The organism is Oceanicella actignis, assembly GCF_900111545.1.
Classification (GTDB): domain Bacteria; phylum Pseudomonadota; class Alphaproteobacteria; order Rhodobacterales; family Rhodobacteraceae; genus Oceanicella; species Oceanicella actignis.
Genome location: NZ_FOHL01000003.1, coordinates 417714 through 434668 on the forward strand (window position 1 = coordinate 417714; position 16955 = coordinate 434668).

Annotated in this window: 16 protein-coding genes; 10 read left to right on the forward strand and 6 right to left on the reverse strand. The window is 74.2% G+C overall.

Annotated features, from left to right (window positions below; translation table 11 throughout):
- The first annotated feature begins 137 nt into the window (after positions 1-137).
- The 4 genes from BMW67_RS07140 (at position 138) to BMW67_RS07155 (ending at position 3751) form a co-directional block, all read left to right on the forward strand.
- Complete coding sequence (locus BMW67_RS07140) at positions 138-1058, forward strand: hypothetical protein (RefSeq protein WP_072746224.1); 921 nt, start codon at positions 138-140, stop codon at positions 1056-1058.
- Positions 1059-1080: 22 nt separating this feature from the next.
- The gene (gene maiA / locus BMW67_RS07145; RefSeq protein WP_072746223.1) at positions 1081-1743 is read left to right on the forward strand and encodes a maleylacetoacetate isomerase; all 663 of its coding nucleotides are present in this window, start codon (positions 1081-1083) and stop codon (positions 1741-1743) included.
- A gap of 79 nt (positions 1744-1822) precedes the next feature.
- Positions 1823-2800: an iron exporter MbfA gene (gene mbfA, locus BMW67_RS07150; protein ID WP_072746222.1), complete on the forward strand. Its 978-nt coding sequence runs from the start codon at positions 1823-1825 to the stop codon at positions 2798-2800.
- A 138-nt stretch (positions 2801-2938) separates the two neighbouring features.
- Positions 2939-3751 carry a hypothetical protein gene (locus BMW67_RS07155; RefSeq protein WP_072746221.1) on the forward strand — a complete coding sequence of 271 codons (813 nt, stop codon included), beginning with the start codon at positions 2939-2941 and terminating at the stop codon, positions 3749-3751.
- Positions 3752-3785: 34 nt separating this feature from the next.
- Here the strand turns inward: BMW67_RS07155 and BMW67_RS07160 are convergent, their stop codons facing one another.
- The 6 genes from BMW67_RS07160 to BMW67_RS07185 all read right to left on the reverse strand — a co-directional run bounded on the left by BMW67_RS07160 (position 3786) and on the right by BMW67_RS07185 (position 9612).
- Entirely contained in the window at positions 3786-4580 is a 795-nt protein-coding gene (locus BMW67_RS07160) for a TerC family protein (RefSeq protein WP_072746220.1), read from the reverse strand.
- Positions 4577-4828, reverse strand: coding sequence for a hypothetical protein (locus BMW67_RS07165; RefSeq protein ID WP_072746219.1), 252 nt, complete (start codon positions 4826-4828; stop codon positions 4577-4579). Before BMW67_RS07165 ends, BMW67_RS07160 begins: the two co-directional genes overlap by 4 nt.
- Positions 4825-5910 carry an Mrp/NBP35 family ATP-binding protein gene (locus tag BMW67_RS07170; protein WP_072746218.1) on the reverse strand — a complete coding sequence of 362 codons (1086 nt, stop codon included), beginning with the start codon at positions 5908-5910 and terminating at the stop codon, positions 4825-4827. The genes BMW67_RS07165 and BMW67_RS07170 overlap by 4 nt, the downstream gene beginning before the upstream one ends.
- A 79-nt stretch (positions 5911-5989) precedes the next feature.
- Positions 5990-6772, reverse strand: coding sequence for an exodeoxyribonuclease III (gene xth / locus BMW67_RS07175; RefSeq protein ID WP_072746217.1), 783 nt, complete (start codon positions 6770-6772; stop codon positions 5990-5992).
- Positions 6773-6874: 102 nt separating this feature from the next.
- Positions 6875-8938, reverse strand: coding sequence for a DNA helicase RecQ (gene recQ / locus BMW67_RS07180; RefSeq protein ID WP_072746566.1), 2064 nt, complete (start codon positions 8936-8938; stop codon positions 6875-6877).
- Positions 8939-9282: 344 nt separating this feature from the next.
- Positions 9283-9612, reverse strand: a complete 330-nt coding sequence (locus BMW67_RS07185; protein WP_072746565.1) for a HesB/IscA family protein — start codon at positions 9610-9612, stop codon at positions 9283-9285.
- 156 nt (positions 9613-9768) lie between these two features.
- On the opposite strand from BMW67_RS07185, the gene BMW67_RS07190 reads away from it, so the two are divergent.
- The 6 genes from BMW67_RS07190 to scpB all read left to right on the forward strand — a co-directional run bounded on the left by BMW67_RS07190 (position 9769) and on the right by scpB (position 16953).
- Positions 9769-10950, forward strand: coding sequence for a deoxyguanosinetriphosphate triphosphohydrolase (locus BMW67_RS07190; RefSeq protein ID WP_072746216.1), 1182 nt, complete (start codon positions 9769-9771; stop codon positions 10948-10950).
- A gap of 445 nt (positions 10951-11395) precedes the next feature.
- Complete coding sequence (gene argS / locus BMW67_RS07195; protein WP_072746215.1) at positions 11396-13135, forward strand: arginine--tRNA ligase; 1740 nt, start codon at positions 11396-11398, stop codon at positions 13133-13135.
- Positions 13136-13210: 75 nt separating this feature from the next.
- Positions 13211-14158 carry an SPOR domain-containing protein gene (locus tag BMW67_RS15670; protein ID WP_177174487.1) on the forward strand — a complete coding sequence of 316 codons (948 nt, stop codon included), beginning with the start codon at positions 13211-13213 and terminating at the stop codon, positions 14156-14158.
- A complete protein-coding gene (locus BMW67_RS07205; RefSeq protein WP_072746213.1) occupies positions 14155-15165 on the forward strand; it encodes a glycoside hydrolase family 3 N-terminal domain-containing protein in 1011 nt (336 codons plus the stop codon). The genes BMW67_RS15670 and BMW67_RS07205 overlap by 4 nt, the downstream gene beginning before the upstream one ends.
- 37 nt (positions 15166-15202) lie before the next feature.
- Positions 15203-15997, forward strand: a complete 795-nt coding sequence (locus tag BMW67_RS07210) for a segregation and condensation protein A (RefSeq protein WP_072746564.1) — start codon at positions 15203-15205, stop codon at positions 15995-15997.
- Positions 15998-16341: 344 nt separating this feature from the next.
- On the forward strand, positions 16342-16953 hold the full coding sequence (scpB, locus tag BMW67_RS07215) for an SMC-Scp complex subunit ScpB (RefSeq protein WP_072746563.1): 612 nt from the start codon (positions 16342-16344) through the stop codon (positions 16951-16953).
- Positions 16954-16955: the final 2 nt, after the last annotated feature.

Consider the following 16955-nt stretch of genomic DNA (forward strand, 5'->3'; position numbering starts at 1 on the left):
TCCATCGCGCGATTCGTCTTTCGGTTGGCGCGCCCGGCGCGTCGGGTCCTGTTTGCCCTCCCGGGCGCGGAAAATCGAGTATAGAGTGCCAGCGCGCCGCGCCTGAAGACACGCCGGACCACACAGGGAGGCCGCCCATGCCCGCCATTCGCGCCATTCGCCGCGCCATCCTGCCGGCGCTGGCCGCAGCGCTGACGGCGCTCGGCCCCGGCCCGGCCCCCGCCCAGCAGGGCGGCGCCGCCCCGCCCGCCCCGAGCGCGCCCCCCGCCGCGCGCGCCGAGGCGCTGCTGGGCGCGTTCGAGGGCGCGGGCGACGCGCAGGGCATGCGGATCGTGGTCGAGGACGCCGGCGAGGTTCCGCGCGGGCGCTTCATCGATTCGAACGGCAAGGAGGCCGCCTTCGAGGGCCGCTGGGTCGAGGGCGCGATCGAGGCGCCGCTGATCTTCGACACGCGCGCGCTCTACATCCGCTTCGAGGGCGGGCCGCTCGCCGCCACGCTGACCGCCATTCCGCTGGACGAGAGCGGCGCGCCGCGCGCCGACCAGGCGCGGCGGCTGGCCTTTCTGCGCGAGGGCGTCAAGCCGCCCGAGCAGCCCGCCGGCTATCAGGATCCGCCCGCGCGCGCCGGCGGGGTGATGGACCCGGACGTGTTCCTGATCAGCTACGAGTTCTGGCCCCCCGACGGGGTGGCCCGCGGCTGGCAGGCCATCGGGCCGCGCTATCGGACCATGACGCGGCTGTTCCCGCTTGTTCTGGCGGACGTGCTGTGGAAGCTGTGCCAGGCGCCCGGCGCGACCGAGGGGCTGGCCGAGGCGCTGCGCGGACAGCGCGTCGATTGCGCCGCGCTCGAGGCCGAGATGGACCGCATCCAGCGCCAGGGTCTGTTCGCGCGCTGGAAGGCGGATGTGGCGGCCGAGCGCCGCGCGCTGACGACCATGGCCCGATGCGCGCGCGGCTATGTCGTCAAGGAAGAGGTCTGCCGCCCCGCGGCGCGGCGGGCGGCCGAGGCGGCGGCCTCGATGCGCACGGTCGCCGACGCGCTGGCCGCCTATCGCTGAGGGCGGCGCCCGGAGGAAGACGATGACCGAACTCATCCTGCACAGCTATTTCCGCAGCTCGACCTCGACGCGGCTGCGCGCGGCGCTCAACCTCAAGGGGCTCGAGGCGCGCTACGTCGCCCATCACCTCGTGCGCGACGAGCACCGCGACCCCGCCTTTCTGGCGATCAACCCGCAGGGGCTTCTGCCCGCGCTCGAGCTGCGCGGCGCGCCGGGGGGCGACGTCGCCCTGACCCAGTCGCTGGCGATCATCGAGTGGCTGGACGAGACCTGGCCCGATCCGCCCCTTCTGCCCGCCGATCCGCTCGGGCGCGCGCGCGTGCGGGCGCTGAGCCAGGCCATCGCCTGCGAGGTCCACGCCGTCAACAATCTGCGCGTCCTGCGCCGGCTGCGCGAGCAGTTCGGCGCCGACGACGCGGCGGTGGCCGCGTGGTTCCGCCATTGGGTCGCCGAAACGCTGGCCCCGCTCGAGCGCATGTTGCGCGACGATCCGCGCACGGGCGCCTTCTGTCACGGCGACGCGCCGGGCATGGCCGATCTGTGCCTTTACGCGCAGGTGCTCAACAACCGGCGCTTCGACGTGAACATGGCGCCCTATCCCACCATCATGCGCATCTTCGACGCCTGCGAGGCCGTGCCCGAGATCGCCCGCGCCGCGCCCGCCAACCAGCCGGATGCGGAGTGATGTGCGGGCTTGCCTGCGCTGCGCCGCAAAATTATAACCATTCCAAATTTGGCGGCGGCAATCAGGCAAGGAGCGCGGCATGATCGGCTTCATCACCGGACGCAAGAAGTTCTCCGAGCTCACCGAGCCCGAGATCCTGGCCCTGGCCATCTCGTCCGAGGAGGACGACGCCGCTATCTACCGCACCTTCGCCGCGCGCCTGCGCGCCGAGTATCCGGCCACCGCCGCCGTCTTCGACGCCATGGCCGAGGAGGAGGATTCTCACCGCGCCAGCCTGATCGAGCTGTTCAAGCGCCGCTTCGACGGGCCCATACCCCTGATCCGGCGCGAGCATGTGGCCGGCTATTACTGGCGCCGCCCGGTGTGGCTGGTCGAGAATCTGGACCTCGACTCCATCCGCGCCGAGGCCGCGCGCATGGAGCGCGACGCGGCCGAGTTCTACGAGCGCGCGGCCAAGCGCGCCTCGGACCCCGACACGCGCCGCCTTCTGGGCGACCTGGCCGCCGCCGAGCGCAAGCACGAGCGCCGCGCCGAAGAGCTCGAGCAGGCTCATCTGTCGGGCGACGTGCGCGACGAAGAGGAGCTGGTCGCCCATCGTCGCTTCGTCCTGACCTGGGTGCAGCCCGGGCTGGCCGGGCTGATGGACGGCTCGGTCTCGACCCTGGCGCCGATCTTCGCCACCGCCTTCGCCACGCAGGACACCTGGACCACCTTTCAGGTGGGGCTGGCGGCGTCGGTGGGCGCGGGCATCTCGATGGGCTTCACCGAGGCCGCCTCGGACGACGGCGTGATCTCGGGCCGCGGCTCGCCCGTCAAGCGCGGGATCGCGGCGGGGGTGATGACGGCGGTCGGCGGTCTGGGCCACGCCTTGCCCTATCTGATCCCGGACTTCCGGCTGGCGACGGCGATCGCGCTGGCGGTGGTGTTCGTCGAGCTGTGGGCCATCGCCTGGATCCAGAATCGCTACATGCAGACGCCGATCGGCCGCGCGGTGTTCCAGGTGGTGCTGGGCGGCGCGATGGTCCTGGCCGCGGGCATCCTGATCGGCGAGACCTGAGCGCCCTGCGCGCGAGGGGCGGGGGCGCGGCTCGCGTGAGTTGAATTTTAGATGAATGAGGTTTGTGAAAACCGCCCCGATCCGCTATGATCGATCCCGACCCGCGCCCCTGCGCGGCCGAAAACGAATGGATCGACCATGTTTGAGCGCATTGGCGGCGCAGCGGTCGCCGCGGCGGTCATCGCCGCGCCCGCGGCGGCGATGACGCTGGATTTCGACACGATGAACGGCGGAACGCCCGTCGTCTCGGGGGTTCCGGCGCTGAACGGCGACGAATTCACCAATCATGGCGTGCGGCTCAGCGTGGCTCCGAACAGATCGGGCTCGACTCTGGGCCTGTTCGACTCGAATTGCGGGCCCGATTTCGGAACCACCTGCACGGGCGGCGATTCGGACCTGGCGACGGGGCCGACCTTCGGCACCGCCCCGCAGGGCCGCGTGCTCATCATCAACTGGGGCGGCGCGAACCTCAACGACGATCCGAAGGGCGGCGAGATCACCTTCGATTTCCTCGATCCGGGCGGCGTGTCGTTCTCGGCGCTGACGCTTCTCGACATCGACGAGGCCGACCCCCTTTCGACGTCGGACATCCAGTTCCGCTTCGACTACGCCGACGGGACCAGTTCGGGCTTCTGGTCGGTGGCCGATCTGGGCGCCGCCGGGGCGCTGAGCGTGACCAATCTCAGCTCGAAAGGGCTGACCGGCAACAATTCCCTCTGGCGCTACGCCTTTGTCGGCGGCGGGCCGCTGCCCGTGGGCGCCGATGGCAGCGTCGCGTCGGTCAGCGCCTTCGCGCTGCGCTACGACAACATCAGCGGCGCCGTGGCGTCGATCGAGTACGACCGCCCGACCACCAGCGCCGTGCCCGCGCCTGGGGCGCTGGGGCTGATGGCGCTGGCGCTGGGCGGGCTGGGGCTGGCGCGCGGCGCGCGCCGACGCGCGCGCGGCTGAACGGGGGCGAACGGGGGGCGACGCCGCCCGGGCGTCACTCGCCCCCGGTCCGCGTTGCCGGCCTGCGGCGCGCGGCGCGGCGCCGGGCCAGCATGTTCAGCCCCTCGACGAAGGCCGAGAAGGCCATGGCCGCGTAGATGTAGCCCTTGGGCACGTGCACGCCGAAGCCGTCGGCGATCAGCACCATGCCGATCATCAACAGAAACGCCAGCGCCAGCATCACCACCGTGGGATTGGCGCGCACGAACTCGGCCACCGGCCCCGCCGCCAGCGCCATGATCGCGACGGCGACCGTCACGGCGGCGATCATGACGGGCACGTGCTGCGTCATGCCCACCGCCGTCAGGATGCTGTCGATCGAGAACACCACGTCCAGAAGCGCGATCTGCGCCACGGTCGCCGCCATGCCCGCCGCCGCCGCCGGCGCGAAAAGCATGCCATGCTCGGCGGGCTGGAGCTTTTCGTGGATCTCCATCGTCGCCTTCCAGACCAGGAACAGCCCGCCCGCGATCAGGATGATGTCGCGCCAGGACAGGGCGGTCTCGAAAGCGGGCGCGCCATGCGGGCCGGGCGGGCCGCTCAGCCCCAGGTCGATCACCGGCTCGGTCAGCCCGACGATCCAGGCGATTCCCGTCAGCATGACCAGCCGCAGGCCCAGCGCCAGCGCGATGCCGATGCGCCGGGCGGCGGCGCGGCGCGCCTCGGGCAGGCGGTTCGAGACGATCGAGATGAAGATCAGGTTGTCGATCCCCAGCACGATCTCCATGGTCGCCAGCGCCAGGAACGCCGCCCAGATCGCCGGGTCGGCCAGCATCTGCGCAATGGTCATCCGCGCCTCCGTGCGAAGCCGCCGGCCCAGGCGCGGCGCAGCTCGGCCCACGCCGCCGTTCCGGCCACGAAGCCGGCCATCCCCGCCAGAACCCAGCCGTCGAGCGCCAGGCATGCGCCCACCAGCGCCGCCAGCCCGCACGAGGTGAAGAACCCCTGATTGAGCCGGTCAAGCCCGCTGGCCGTGGTCAGCGCGAACAGCGCCGCGAAGGCCGCGCCGATCCCGAGCCCGGTCAGCGTCGCGCTCATGCCACGCCCTCGCGCACCAGCCGCTCGGCCAGCCGCACGAAGGCCGCGGCCTGCGGGCTGTCGGGCGCGCGCGCGACGATGGGCGCGCCCTCGTCGCCCGAAAGGCGGATCTGCAGGTCGAGCGGGATCTCGCCCAGAAACGGCAGGCCCAGCCGCTCGGCCTCGGCGCGGGCGCCGCCATGGCCGAAGATGTGCGCCTCGTGCCCGCAATTGGGGCAGACATAGGCGCTCATGTTCTCGACCACGCCCAGAACCGGCGTGTTCAGCTTGCGGAACATGGACAGCGCCTTGCGCGCGTCCAGAAGGGCCACGTCCTGCGGCGTCGAGATCACCAGCGCGCCGGTGACCTCGGCCTTCTGGCACAGCGTCAGCTGCACGTCGCCCGTGCCGGGGGGCAGATCGACGATCAGCGCGTCCAGCTCGCCCCAGCGCACCTGGCCCAGCATCTGCTGCAGCGCGCCCATCAGCATCGGGCCGCGCCAGATCACGGCCTCGTCCTCGGGCACCATCAGGCCGATGGACATGAAGCGCACGCCATGGGCCTCGAGCGGCTCGATGGTCTTGCCGTCGGGCGAGACGGGGCGGCGCGACAGCCCCATCATGCGCGGCTGGCTGGGGCCCAGCACGTCGGCGTCGAGCAGCCCGACCTTGCGGCCCGCCCGCGCCAGCGCCGCGGCAAGGTTCGCCGCCAGGGTCGACTTGCCCACGCCGCCCTTGCCCGAGGCCACGGCGATGACGTTGCGCACGCCCTCGATGCGGCGCGAGGCCTGGGGCGTGGGGTGGCGCCCGATCTTGAGCGCGGGCGCCGGGCCTGCCGCGCCCTTCGCGCCGGCCGGCGCGTGCGCGGTCATCACCGCCGAGACCTTGCGCACGCCCTCGAGCCGCCCGGCGGCCTCGCGCGCCGCGTCGAGCAGCGGGCCGAGGCGCGCCGCCCGCTCGGCCGGAACTTCGAGCACGAAGCGCGCCACCCCGTCCTCGACCGCAGGAGCGCGCACATAGTCGGCGCCGACGATGTCCTTGCCGGTCTCGGGATCGAGCACGGCGGACAGGGCCTTGAGCAGGTCTTCGCGGGTGGCGGTCATGGCGGGCCTTCGTTCGGGGAGGTGAGCGTCGCCGCATTACCTATGGCGCGCGGCCGGGCGCGGCAAGCGGCGGGCGGCCTCAGATCTCGAGCTCGGCCCAGATCGGCGCGTGGTCCGAGGGCTTCTCGCCGCCGCGCACATGGCGGTCGATCTCGCAGGCGCGCAGGCGGTCGGCGGCCTGGGGGCTGAGCAGAAGATGGTCGATGCGGATGCCGTGATCGCGCCGCCACGCCCCCGCCTGGTAATCCCAGAAGGTGTAGAGCCCCTTTTCCGGGTGCAGCGTGCGCAGGGCGTCCCACCAGCCCTGGTGCAGGATGCGGCGGAAGGCGGCGCGGCTTTGGGGCAGGAACAGCGCGTCCTCGCGCCAGGCCTCGGGGTCGGCGGCGTCCTCGGGCTGGGGAATGACGTTCCAGTCGCCGGCCAGAACGGTGGGCTCTTCGCGCGCCAGCAGCTCGGCGGCGTGCGCTTCGAGGCGCGCCATCCAGGCCAGCTTGTAGTCGTATTTCGGCCCCGGCGCGGGGTTGCCGTTGGGCGCGTAAAGGCAGCACACGCGCACCGCGCCCGCCTCGCCGGCGACGGTGGCCTCGATCCAGCGCGCCTGCGCGTCGTCGGGGTCGCCGGGCAGGCCGCGGACGACGTCCTCGATGGGGCGGCGCGCCAGGATGGCGACGCCGTTGAAGCCTTTCTGGCCATGGGTGGCGACGTTGTAGCCCAGATCCTCGATGGGCTCGCGCGGGAAGGTCGAGTCCTGGCTCTTGATCTCCTGCAGGGCGACGACGTCGGGGCGCGCCTCGCGCAGCCATTCCAGCAGGGCGGGCAGGCGGGCCTTGACGCCGTTGATGTTGAAGCTGGCGATCTTCATGGGCTTCTCCGCAGGGGGCCGGGCGGCGGAGCATATCCGCCCCTCCGGCGCCAGGGCAAGGGCGCGCGGGGTGCGCGGGGTGCGCGGGGCCGGGGCGCGGCGTCAGGGCGCCTCGTCCTCATGCGCGGCGATGATGCCCAGAAAGGCGGGACCGAAGCGCTGGGCGCGCGCGGCGCCGACGCCGGGCAGGGCGGCCAGCTCGTCGACGCTGCGCGGGCGCCGGCGCGCGATGCGCGCCAGCGTCGCCGCATCGAGCGACATGGGCTTTCCCGCCCCGTCGGCGCCGCGCGCCAGCGCGATCTGCGCCTCGCGCAGCGCGTCGAACAGGGCGCCGCGGCCCTCGGGCGCAAGGCGCAGGCGGGCGGGGTGCTCGTCGGGCGGCGGCGCGCCGGTCAGCGCCTCGAGAAAGGCGGGGCCGTAGCGCGCCAGCTTGGCCGCGCCGACGCCGGGGCAGGCGGCCAGCTCGTCCAGCGTGCGGGGCTTGCGCGTGGCCATCTCGATCAGCGTCCGGTCGGGAAAGACGACATAGGCGGGCACGCCCTGCTCTTCGGCCAGCTTGCGGCGCAGGCCGCGCAGGCGGGCGAAGAGGGGCTCGTCGGCCTCGTCGAGCAGCGCGGCGGGGGCGGGGCGCGCGTCGCCCGCGCCGCGGCGCGGCGCCGTTTCCTTGCGCAGCATCAGCCGCCGCTCGCCGCGCAGCACCGGGCGCGCCTCTTCGGTCAGCGCCCAGCCGCCGGTGGCGCCGTCGACCCGCGTCAGCCCCAGCGCCAGCAGCTGGCGCAGGATGCTGGTCCATTGCGCGCGCGAGCGCTCGCGCCCCATGCCGAAGACCTTGAGCTGGTCGTGCCCCAGCTGGCGCGCGCGCGCGTCGTCCTCGCCGCGCAGCACGGCCGCGATGTGGCCGGCGCCGAAGCGCTCTCCCGTGCGGTAGATGGCCGACAGCGCCATCTGCGCCGCCTCGGTGGCGTCGAACAGCTCGGGCGGCTGGCGGCACAGATCGCAGGCGCCGCAGGGCTCGGGGCGCTCTTCGCCGAAATAGGCCAGCAGGGTCTGGCGCCGGCAGCGCGGGGCCTCGGCCAGGGCCAGCAGCGCGTTGAGGCGCGCGTGATCGGCGCGTTTTCGCGCCTCGGGGGCCTGGCTTTCCTCGATCTGCATGCGCCGCAGCTTGATGTCCTCGACGCCGTAGAGGGTCAGCGTCTCGGCCGGGGCGCCGTCGCGCCCGGCGCGGCCGATCTCCTGGTAATAGGCCTCGACGGATTTGGGCAGGTCGGCATGGACGACGAAGCGGATGTCGGGCTTGTCCACGCCCATGCCGAAGGCCACGGTGGCGCAGATGACCAGCCCGTCCTCGCGCTGGAAGCGGTCCTGGTGCAGGGCGCGCGCCTCGGGGTCGAGCCCCGCGTGATAGGGCAGGGCGGGCACGCCCGCATCGTTCAGCGCCTTGGCCAGGACCTCGGTCTTGTTGCGCGAGCCGGCATAGACGATGCCCGAACGCCCCGCGCGCGGGCGCACGAAGTCCAGCAGCTGCCGGCGCGGCGAGGTCTTGGGCTGGAAGGCCAGGAACAGGTTCGGCCGGTCGAAGCCGCGCAGGAACACGCGCGGCGGGTCGGCGAACAGCTTGGCGGCGATCTCGGCGCGGGTCTCGGCGTCGGCGGTGGCGGTGAAGGCGGCGGTCTGCACGTCGCCCAGCGCCCGGCGCAGCTCGCCGATGCGCAGGTAGTCGGGGCGGAAGTCATGCCCCCACTGGCTGACGCAATGGGCCTCGTCCACCGCCAGCAGCGACACGCCCGCGCGGCGCAGCATGGGGCCGGCCGAGTCGAGCCGCTCGGGCGCAAGGTAGAGCAGCTTGAGCGCGCCGGAGTCGATGGCCTCGAGCACGCGGCGGTTTTCCTCGGGGCCGTTGGCCGAGGTCAGCGCCCCCGCCTCGACGCCCGCCGCGCGCAGGCCCTCGACCTGGTCGCGCATCAGCGCGATCAGGGGCGAGACGACCAGCGTCAGGCCGGGGCGGGCGATGGCGGGAAGCTGGTAGCACAGCGACTTGCCGCCGCCGGTGGGCATGATGGCCAGAACGTCCTCGCCGGCCATGATGGCGCTGACGATCTCTTCCTGGCCGGGGCGGAAGGCGTCGAAGCCGAAGACGGTCTTGAGCAGCGAGCGAACGTGATCCATGCGCGCCTTGTGCCGGATTCGCGCGTGCGGCGCCAGCGCGGCGCTTGGGCCCATCGGGGCGCGCATCAGGCGGGCGCATCGGGGCGCGCATCGGGGGCGCGCAAGGCCGCCGCGCGCCGCGGCGGGGCGGGCGGCGGTCGCGCTCGGGCGTCCTGGCGCGGCGCATCCTGCGCCAAGGGCCCGGCCGCGCGGCGATCGGCGCGGCCGGCGCGGCGGCGGGCGGCATGGTCGGCGCACGTGCCCAGCGCGGCGCGCGAGGAGAAATCAGGCGCGCCCCACGCGCCCTGCCCCTGCCCCGGCCCCGCGCCGCAAGGACAGGGGCAGGGCGCGTGGGGCGCGGGGCCTCAGATCGAGAAGGAGGTTCCGCAGCCGCAGCTTGACGAGGCGTTCGGGTTGTCCACCGCGAAGCGCGCGCCGATCAGCTCGCGCGTGAAGTCGATGGTCGCGCCCGACAGAAAGGGCAGCGACACCGGGTCGATCAGCACCATCGCGTCGCCGCGGGCGATGCGCAGATCGTCCTCCGCGGGCGCGTCGGCCAGCTCGATCCGATACTGAAAGCCCGAGCAGCCGCCGCCGTCCACCGCCACGCGCAGCAGCGCGGGGCGGCCCGCCTCGCGGGCGATCTGCGACAACCGCTCGAAGGCGCGTTCGGTGACCTTCGGGGGCAGGGCGATGTCCATGTTCCAGCGTCCGATCCTTGTGCGCCGCGCGGGCGCGTTCCCCTAGCGCGGCGATTGCGCTATAGCGTGCCGACCCATCATGTATGCGCCCGCCCCGCCGCGGCAAGGCGCCTTGCGCCGCCGGCGCGCCGACAGGAACGGAAACCGACCATGACCGCCAGCTCTCGGGCCCCGTGGGCCTGCGACCCGGCCCGCAGCCGCGGGCGCCTGCATCCCGAACCCGAAAGCGCCCATCGCTCGCCCTTCCAGCGCGACCGCGACCGCATCATCCACTCGTCCGCCTTCCGCCGCCTCAAGCACAAGACGCAGGTCTTCGTCGAGCATGAGGGCGACTATTACCGCACGCGGCTGACGCACTCGCTCGAGGTGGCGCAGGTGGCGCGCACCATCTCGCGCACGCTGGGCCTGGACGAGGAGCTGGCCGAGGCCGTGGCGCTGGCGCATGATCTGGGCCATCCGCCCTTCGGCCACACCGGCGAGGATGCGCTGCATGCCTGCATGGCGCCTTACGGCGGCTTCGACCACAACGCGCAGGCGCTCAAGATCGTCACCGAGCTCGAGACCCGCTATGCCGAGTTCGACGGCCTCAACCTGACCTGGGAGACGCTCGAGGGCATCGCCAAGCACAACGGCCCGCCCCTGGCGCCGGGGATGGAGCGCGACGGCCTGCCGCCCTGCCTGGCCGAGTGCGACGTGCGCCACGGGCTCGAGCTGACCACCCACGCCTCGGCCGAAGCGCAGGTGGCGGCGCTGTCGGACGACATCGCCTACAACAACCACGATCTGGACGACGGCCTGCGCGCGGGCCTGTTCACGCTGGACGAGGCGCGCGCGCTGCCCATCGTCGGCCCCTGCTTCGCCGAGGTCGAGCGGCGCTGGCCGGGGCTCGAGCCCCAGCGCCTGCAGCACGAGGCGCTGCGCCGCGTCTTCGGCGTCATGGTCGAGGACGTGCTGTGCGAAAGCCGCCGGCGCCTCGAGGCCGCCGCGCCGCGCTCGGCGCAGGACGTGCGCGAGGCGGGCGCGCCCATGATCGCCTTCTCGGATGCGCTGCGCGAGGATCTGCGCCAGATCCGCGCCTTCCTGTTCACGCGCATGTATCGGCACTGGAAGGTGCGGCGCATGCGGCGCAAGGCGGCGGCGGTGGTGCGCGAGCTGTTCGCCATCTTCATGGACTCGCCCGGCGTCCTGCCCGACGACTGGCGCCTGCGCGCCGAGGCGGCGCCCTCGGAGGCGGCGCGCGCGCGGGTGGTGGCCGACTACATCGCCGGCATGACCGACCGCTTCGCGCTGCAGGAGCACAAGGCGCTGACCGACCCGCAGGCGCGGGTCTGAGCGCCGCCCCCCGCGCGCCGCCGCCCGCGCCGCCCCCCGCGACGTGCGCGATCCGGCGCAAGGGCGCGCCCATGCCGCACGCCGGCCGCCCTCGGCCCGCGGGGCCCCATGGGGCGCGGCGGGCGCCGCTTTCCCGTTCGCCCCTGGCGGCGCCGCTTTCCCGTTCGCCCCTGGCGGCGCCGCTTTCCCGTTCGCCCCTGGCGGCGCCGCTTTCCCGTTCGCGCCCGGCGGCGCCGCTTCCCCGTTCGCGCCCGGCGGCGCCTCTTTTCCATTCGCGCCCGGCGGCGCGCCCCCGCCTTTCGCGCCTGGCGGCCGCCGGGCGGCGCCCGCGCCGCGCGGCGCGCGTTGACCCCGGCGCAGAGCATGATAGGACACGCCCAAGCCGCCGCCGTCCGCCGCCGTCCGCCGCGGGCGGCGCGCCCGACCCTCTGCCGGAGCCGACCCGATGAATCTTTACGCCGACATCAAGACGCTCGTCCTCGACAGCCTGAACGCGCTCGCCGCCGAAGGCGCGCTGCCCCAGGGGCTGGACCTGTCCAACGTCGCGGTCGAGCCGCCGCGCGATCCGGCCCATGGCGACATGGCCACCAACGCCGCGATGGTGCTGGCGCGTCCGGCCGGGCTCAAGCCGCGCGACATCGCCGCCATGCTGGCGCCGCGCCTTCAGGCCGACGCGCGCGTGCTGTCGGCCGAGGTCGCGGGCCCCGGCTTTCTGAACCTGCGCCTGTCGCCGCAGGTGTGGCGCGACGCGGTGGCGGCGGCGCTGGCGGCGGGAACCGATTTCGGCCGTTCGGACATGGGCCGCGGCCAGCGGGTCAACGTCGAATACGTCTCGGCCAACCCCACCGGGCCGCTGCATGTGGGCCACACGCGCGGCGCGGTGTTCGGCGACGCGCTGGCCAGCCTGCTCGATTTCGCCGGCTATGACGTCACGCGCGAATACTACATCAACGACGGCGGCGCGCAGGTGGACGTGCTGGCGCGTTCGGCCTACGAGCGCTACCGCGAGGCGCACGGCCTCGAGCCCGAGATCGCCGAGGGCCTCTATCCCGGCGACTACCTCATCCCCGTCGGCGCCGCGCTGAAGGAGAAATACGGCGACGCGCTGCTGGACAAGCCCGAATCCGAATGGCTGCCCGAGGTGCGCGAGTTCGCCACCGCCATGATGATGGACCTGATCCGCGAGGACCTTGCCGCGCTGGGCGTGCGCATGGACGTGTTCTTCTCGGAAAAGTCCCTCTACGGCTCGGGCCGGATCGAAGAGGCGCTGGACGCGCTCGAGAAGAAGGGGCTGATCTATGTCGGCGTGCTCGAGCCGCCCAAGGGCAAGACCCCCGAGGACTGGGAGCCCCGCCCCCAGACCCTGTTCCGCGCCACCGCCTTCGGCGACGACGTGGACCGGCCGCTGAAGAAGTCGGACGGCTCGTGGACCTATTTCGCCCCCGACATCGCCTATCACTACGACAAGGTGCGCCGCGGCTTCGATCAGCTGATCGACGTGTTCGGGGCCGATCACGGCGGCTACGTCAAGCGCCTCAAGGCCGCCGTCGCGGCGCTGAGCGACGAGAAGGTGCCCCTCGACGTGAAGCTGTGCCAGCTGGTCAAGCTCTACAAGAACGGCCAGCCCTTCAAGATGTCCAAGCGCGCGGGCTCGTTCGTGACGCTGCGCGACGTGGTGGACGAGGTGGGCCCCGACGTCGCCCGCTTCATGATGCTGACGCGCAAGAACGACGCGCCGCTCGACTTCGACTTCGCCAAGGCGCTCGAGCAGTCGCGCGACAACCCGGTGTTCTATGTGCAATACGCCCATGCGCGGGCGCGCTCGGCCCTGCGCGCGGCCGCCGAGGCGGGGATCGACGTCGCCGCCGTGCCGCAGGCCGACCTGGCGCCGCTGGCCCACCCGGCCGAGCTGGCGCTGGCCGCGCGCATCGCCGACTGGCCGCGCCAGGTCGAGGCCGCCGCCCGCAGCCACGAGCCGCACCGCGTCGCCTTCTTCCTGCAGGAGCTGGCCGCCGAGCTGCACGGGCTGTGGAACAAGGGCAAGGACGAGCCGGCGCTGCGCTTCGTCCAGCCCGACGATCCGGCGGGCACGCTGGCGCGTCTGGCGCTGCTGTCGGCCGCGGCGGTTGTCATCGCCGCCGGTCTTGGTATTCTGGGGGTGACCCCGATGGACGAGATGCGGTGAACGCACGCTAGATGTCGGGGCTCGGGCGGCAGGCGGCGCAGCATGGCGCCGCCCTCGATACAGGCGAAGCTCCTCATGGCGCAGCACGCGCAGGATGATCCCATGGACGCCGCGGCGGCGCGCCGCGCCGGCCCCCTTTGGGCGGGGCTGGGCGCGGCGGCGGCGCTGACGCTGATCGGCGCCCTGGCGCTGTGGAGCTGGCGTCTGGTTCAGCGCGACCCCGCCCAGGTGCCGGTCATCCGCGCCGTCGAGGGGCCGATGAAGATCCGCCCCGAAGATCCTGGCGGGCTGACGCTGGACGAGGCCGACCGTGCCGTGACCCGCATCGTCTCGGGCGAGGCGCAGGACGGCGCCGAGCGCCTGGCCCCGCCGCCCGAGCCGCTGGCCGACGAGGATCTGCCCCCCGCGCTGCTGCCCGCCCCGACCCGCTCCCCGGCGGGGACCGAGGGCCCGAGCGCGCCGGCGGACGACGACGCGGACGCCGCGGCGGATGCTGGCGCCGGCGCGCTCGACGCGCTGGTCAGCCGCGCGCTGGGCGAGGCCGACGACGCGCCCGCCATGCCTTCCGCGCCCGCAGCCCCCGCCGAGTCCGCCCCCGCCGCGTCCACCCCCGCCGCGTCCGCCCCGGCCGCGGCCGAGGCGACGCCCGACCCGGTCGACGCCAGCGCCCTCGCGCCGCGCGTCGCCCCCATCGCCCCCGGACGCCCGGCCGCCGGCCGCGCCGCCGCCGCGCCCGAGGCGCCGCCCCCCGCGCCCCCGGTCATCAAGCCGGGCGACGTTCTGGTGCAGCTGGGCGCCTTCGCCAGCCCCGAGGTGGCCGAGGGCCAGTGGCGCGAGCATCTGCGCCGCAACGGCGCGCTGCTGGGCGGGCTGACCCATGTGGTCGTGCCGGTCCAGTCGGGCGGCCGCACCCTGCATCGCCTGCGCGCCGGCCCCCTTCCCGACCGCGCCCGCGCCGAAGAGCTGTGCGCCGCGCTCAAGGGTCGGGGCGAGGCCTGCATCGTCGCGCGGGCGGGCCGATGAGCACCCCGCGCGCCGTCATCTTCGGCCTGTCCGGCCCCGAGCTGACCGCGGACGAGCGCGCCTTCTTCGCCGAGGCCGACCCCTGGGGCTTCATCCTCTTCGCGCGCAACGTCGCGGCGCCCGACCAGCTGCGCCGCCTGACCGGCGCGCTGCGCGAGGCGGTCGGGCGCGAGGCCCCGATCCTGATCGACCAGGAGGGCGGGCGCGTCGCGCGCATGCGCGCCCCCCATTGGCGCGAGTGGCCGCGCCTACCCGATTTCTGCGCCCGCCTGCCCGACGCCGCCGTGCTGACGGGGCTGCGCCTGCGCCATCGGCTGATCGCGCACGAGCTGCGCGCCGTCGGCATCGACGTGAACTGCGCGCCGATGGTGGACGTGGCGCGCCCCGACGCCGATCCGATCATCGCCGACCGCGCCCTGGGCGACAGGGCGGGGCCGGTGGCGCGGCGCGGGCGCGCGGCGGCCGAGGCGCTGCTCGAAGGCGGGGTGCTGCCGGTGGTCAAGCATGTGCCAGGCTATGGCCGCGCCACGCTGGACGCCCACCGCGCGCTGCCGGTCACGGACGCGCCGCTCGACGCGCTCGAAGAGGACTTCGCCCCCTTCCGCGCCCTGGCCGACATGCCCATGATGATGACGGCGCACATGATCTACCGCGCCATCGACCCCGAGCGCTGCGCGACGGTCTCGCCCGACTGCATCGCCCTCATCCGCCGGCGCATCGGCTTCGACGGGCTGCTGATGACCGACGACATCGGCATGGAGGCGTTGTCGGGGCCCGTCCCGCAGCGCGCGGCCGAGGCCATCGCCGCGGGCTGCGACGTGGCGCTGCACTGCAACGGCGACCTTGCCCAGATGCGGCAGGTGGCGGCCCGGACCCCGCTTCTGGCCGGCGACGCCCTGCGCCGGGCCGAGGCCGCGCTGGCGCGCCGGCGCGCGCCCGCCCCCTTCGACCCCGACGAGGCCGACCGCCGCCACGCCTATCTCAATCAGGAGCGCGCCGATGTCTGAGCGCGCGCCGCGCCCCGGCGCGCCGCTTGCGCGCGAGATGGCCGACGGTCGCGCCGGCCCCGAGCCCCTTTCGCCCGAAGCGCGCCGCGCGGCCGAGGCGCTGGTGGTCGATCTGGACGGCTTCGAGGGCCCGCTCGATCTATTGCTGACGCTGGCGCGGACGCAGAAGGTGGACCTGCGCCGCATCTCGATCCTGCAGCTGGCCGAGCAATACCTGACCTTCGTCGAGGCCGCGCGGCGCCTGCGCATCGAGCTGGCCGCCGACTACCTGGTCATGGCGGCGTGGCTGGCCTTTCTGAAATCGCGCCTGCTGCTGCCGCCCGAGCCCTCAGAAGAAGGCCCCGACGCCGAAGAGATGGCCGCGCGCCTCGCCTTCCAGCTCGAGCGGCTCGAGGCCATGCGCCGCGCCGGGGCGCGGCTGATGGCGCGCGACCAGCTCGGGCGCGACGTCTTCGCGCGCGGCGCGCCCGAAAGCGTCCGCGCGGTGCGGCGGGTGGAATACGATGCGCGCCTGATCGACCTGATGCGCGCCTATGCCCGCCTGCGCACGCGCGACGAATACCGCCCGCTGCACCTGCGCCGCGCGCAGGTCTTCACCATGGAAGAGGCGCTCGAACGCTTGCGCGGCGTGATCGGCGAGGCGCTGGAATGGCGCAGCCTGCGCGCCTTCCTGCCGCCCGAATGGCGCGCGCGCCCCGAAAAGCGCCGCTCGGCGCTGGCGGCGGCCTTCGCCGCCTCGCTCGAGCTCGTCAAGCGCGGCGAGGCCGAGATCCGCCAGACCGAGACCTTCGGCGAGATCAGCCTGCGCCGCCGCGCGGGCCCCGCCGCATGAGCGCGCGCGACGACGCCCCGCGCCCGCGCGCCGACGCCCCGCCCGCGCCGGCGGGCCGCGCGCCCTCGGCCGGCGCGGGCCGGGCCCCCGGTGCCGGCGCGCCCGACGCCGGCGCACGCGGGAATGCCGCGAAAGGGCGCGCCGCGCCCGACGCCGCCGCCCCCGGGACCGCGCCCGAAAGCGCCGCCCCCGGGACCGCGCCCGACGCGGCCGCCGCCGGGACTGCGCCCGACGCCGCCGCCCCCGGGACCGCGCCCGAAAGCGCCGCGAAGACGCGCGCCGCGACCCGAGCCGACGCGCCCGAAGCCGGGCCGGACGCCGCGCCCAGCGCCGCGCGCCCGGCGATGGAGGCGCTGTTCTCGCCCCCCTCTCTGGCCGAGCAGGAGCGCATGGTCGAGGCCATTCTCTTCGCCTCGGCCGAGCCGCTGAGCGTCGCCGAGATCGAGGCGCGCATGCCCCCCGGATCGGATGCGCGCGAGGCGCTGCGCCTGCTGGCGCGCCGCTACGAGGGCAGGGGGGTGACGCTGCGCCGCGCCGGCGAGCGCTGGGCCTTTCGCACCGCGCCCGATCTCGGCTTCCTGATGAGCCGCGAAACCGTCGAGACCCGCCCCCTTTCGCGCGCCGCCATCGAGACGCTGGCCATCATCGCCTACCACCAGCCCGTCACCCGCGCCGAGATCGAAGAGATCCGCGGCGTGGCCGTGTCCAAGGGCACGATCGATCTGCTGATGGAGCGCGGCTGGATCCGCCTCGGGCGGCGGCGCGCGACGCCCGGCCGGCCGGTGACCTTCGTCGTCACCGACGCCTTCCTCGACCATTTCGGCCTGGAAAGCGCCAGGGATCTGCCCGGCCTGCGCGAGCTGCGCGAGGCGGGCCTGCTGGACGCGCGCCTGCACGAGGCCGACGAGGACGGCGCCGACGATCCCGGCGCCCCCCAGCAGGACATGTTCGACTGACC